We start from the raw sequence: 1,322 nt of genomic DNA, 5'->3' as shown, positions 1-1,322 counted from the left end.
TAAGTAAGATTCCTCAGAGACGATGAGGTCAATAGGTCCGAGGTGGAAGCGTGGCGACACGTGCAGCTGACGGATACTAATCAATCGATGACTTAACTACATCCCTTTGTGAAAAATCAACGAATCGAATCCTGATGTGTTGTCTAACCTCTTATCCAGTTTTGAGGGTTTTAAAGAAAACTCTTGATATTTTTTTAAAAGGACAATATAATATATCTTGTCCTAAAAAATAAGGTTTGGTGGCGACAGCGAAGAGGTCACACCTGTTCCCATGCCGAACACAGCAGTTAAGCTCTTCAGCGCCGATGGTAGTCGGGTTGATCCCCGCGAGAGTAGGACGCTGCCATACCTTACATAAATCCGGAGGATTAGCTCAGCTGGGAGAGCACTTGCCTTACAAGCAAGGGGTCGCAGGTTCGAGTCCTGCATCCTCCACCATTGCCGGCCTAGCTCAATTGGTAGAGCAACTGACTTGTAATCAGTAGGTTGGGGGTTCAAGTCCTCTGGCCGGCACCACCAGTTTCATGTTTTCAGTTTGTTATTAAGAGCCATTAGCTCAGTTGGTAGAGCATCTGACTTTTAATCAGAGGGTCGGAGGTTCGAGCCCTCCATGGCTCACCATTTATTTGCGGGTGTGGTGGAATTGGCAGACACGCTAGATTTAGGATCTAGTGCTTCACGGCGTGGGGGTTCAAGTCCCTCCACCCGCATTATAAGCGGAAGTAGTTCAGTGGTAGAACACCACCTTGCCAAGGTGGGGGTCGCGGGTTCGAATCCCGTCTTCCGCTCCATTTACTTACACAGCTTAATAAGAAATAGTTAAGTAAACTTACTTGCAAGTGTCGTGCCGGGGTGGCGGAATTGGCAGACGCACAGGACTTAAAATCCTGCGGTGGGTTTCCACCGTGCCGGTTCGAGTCCGGCCCTCGGCACCAAAATAATTTTATATGCGCCCGTAGCTCAATTGGATAGAGCGTCTGACTACGGATCAGAAGGTTAGGGGTTCGACTCCTCTCGGGCGCGCCATTACTTACGGGAAGTAGCTCAGCTTGGTAGAGCACTTGGTTTGGGACCAAGGGGTCGCAGGTTCGAATCCTGTCTTCCCGACCATTTTTACGAGGGGCCTTAGCTCAGCTGGGAGAGCGCCTGCTTTGCACGCAGGAGGTCAGCGGTTCGATCCCGCTAGGCTCCACCATATTTGATCTTTGAAAACTGAACGAACCAACCAGTACGTCAACATCTTCTTTCTATATAGAAGGAAGTAAAACAAGCACATTCGGTGTGCAAATGAGCAAGTCATTCTCAACTTTTATGGAGAGTTT

General features: G+C 48.9%; 9 tRNA genes and 2 rRNA genes. All 11 read left to right on the top strand.

Annotated elements, in window-relative coordinates:
- A 23S ribosomal RNA gene (locus tag LF822_RS22720) occupies positions 1-100 on the top strand; the annotation flags it as partial.
- A 135-nt stretch (positions 101-235) separates the two neighbouring features.
- Positions 236-349: ribosomal RNA gene (gene rrf / locus LF822_RS22715) — 5S ribosomal RNA — on the top strand.
- 13 nt (positions 350-362) lie between these two features.
- Positions 363-438, top strand: a tRNA-Val gene (locus tag LF822_RS22710).
- 2 nt (positions 439-440) lie between these two features.
- Positions 441-516: transfer RNA gene (locus LF822_RS22705), tRNA-Thr, on the top strand.
- A 29-nt stretch (positions 517-545) separates the two neighbouring features.
- A tRNA-Lys gene (locus tag LF822_RS22700) sits at positions 546-621 on the top strand.
- Between the two features lie 7 nt (positions 622-628).
- Positions 629-710 (top strand) — tRNA-Leu (locus tag LF822_RS22695).
- 6 nt (positions 711-716) lie between these two features.
- Positions 717-791 (top strand) — tRNA-Gly (locus LF822_RS22690).
- Positions 792-846: 55 nt separating this feature from the next.
- Positions 847-935: transfer RNA gene (locus LF822_RS22685), tRNA-Leu, on the top strand.
- 14 nt (positions 936-949) lie between these two features.
- Positions 950-1,026 (top strand) — tRNA-Arg (locus LF822_RS22680).
- Between the two features lie 7 nt (positions 1,027-1,033).
- Positions 1,034-1,110, top strand: a tRNA-Pro gene (locus tag LF822_RS22675).
- Positions 1,111-1,119: 9 nt separating this feature from the next.
- Positions 1,120-1,195: transfer RNA gene (locus tag LF822_RS22670), tRNA-Ala, on the top strand.
- Positions 1,196-1,322: the final 127 nt, after the last annotated feature.

This window comes from Halobacillus sp. A5 (genome assembly GCF_024189315.1).
Classification (GTDB): Bacteria; Bacillota; Bacilli; order Bacillales; family Halobacillaceae; genus Halobacillus_A.
The sequence above is the reverse complement of the archived record's forward strand: the minus strand, read 5'-3'. Positions and strand labels throughout refer to the sequence as shown.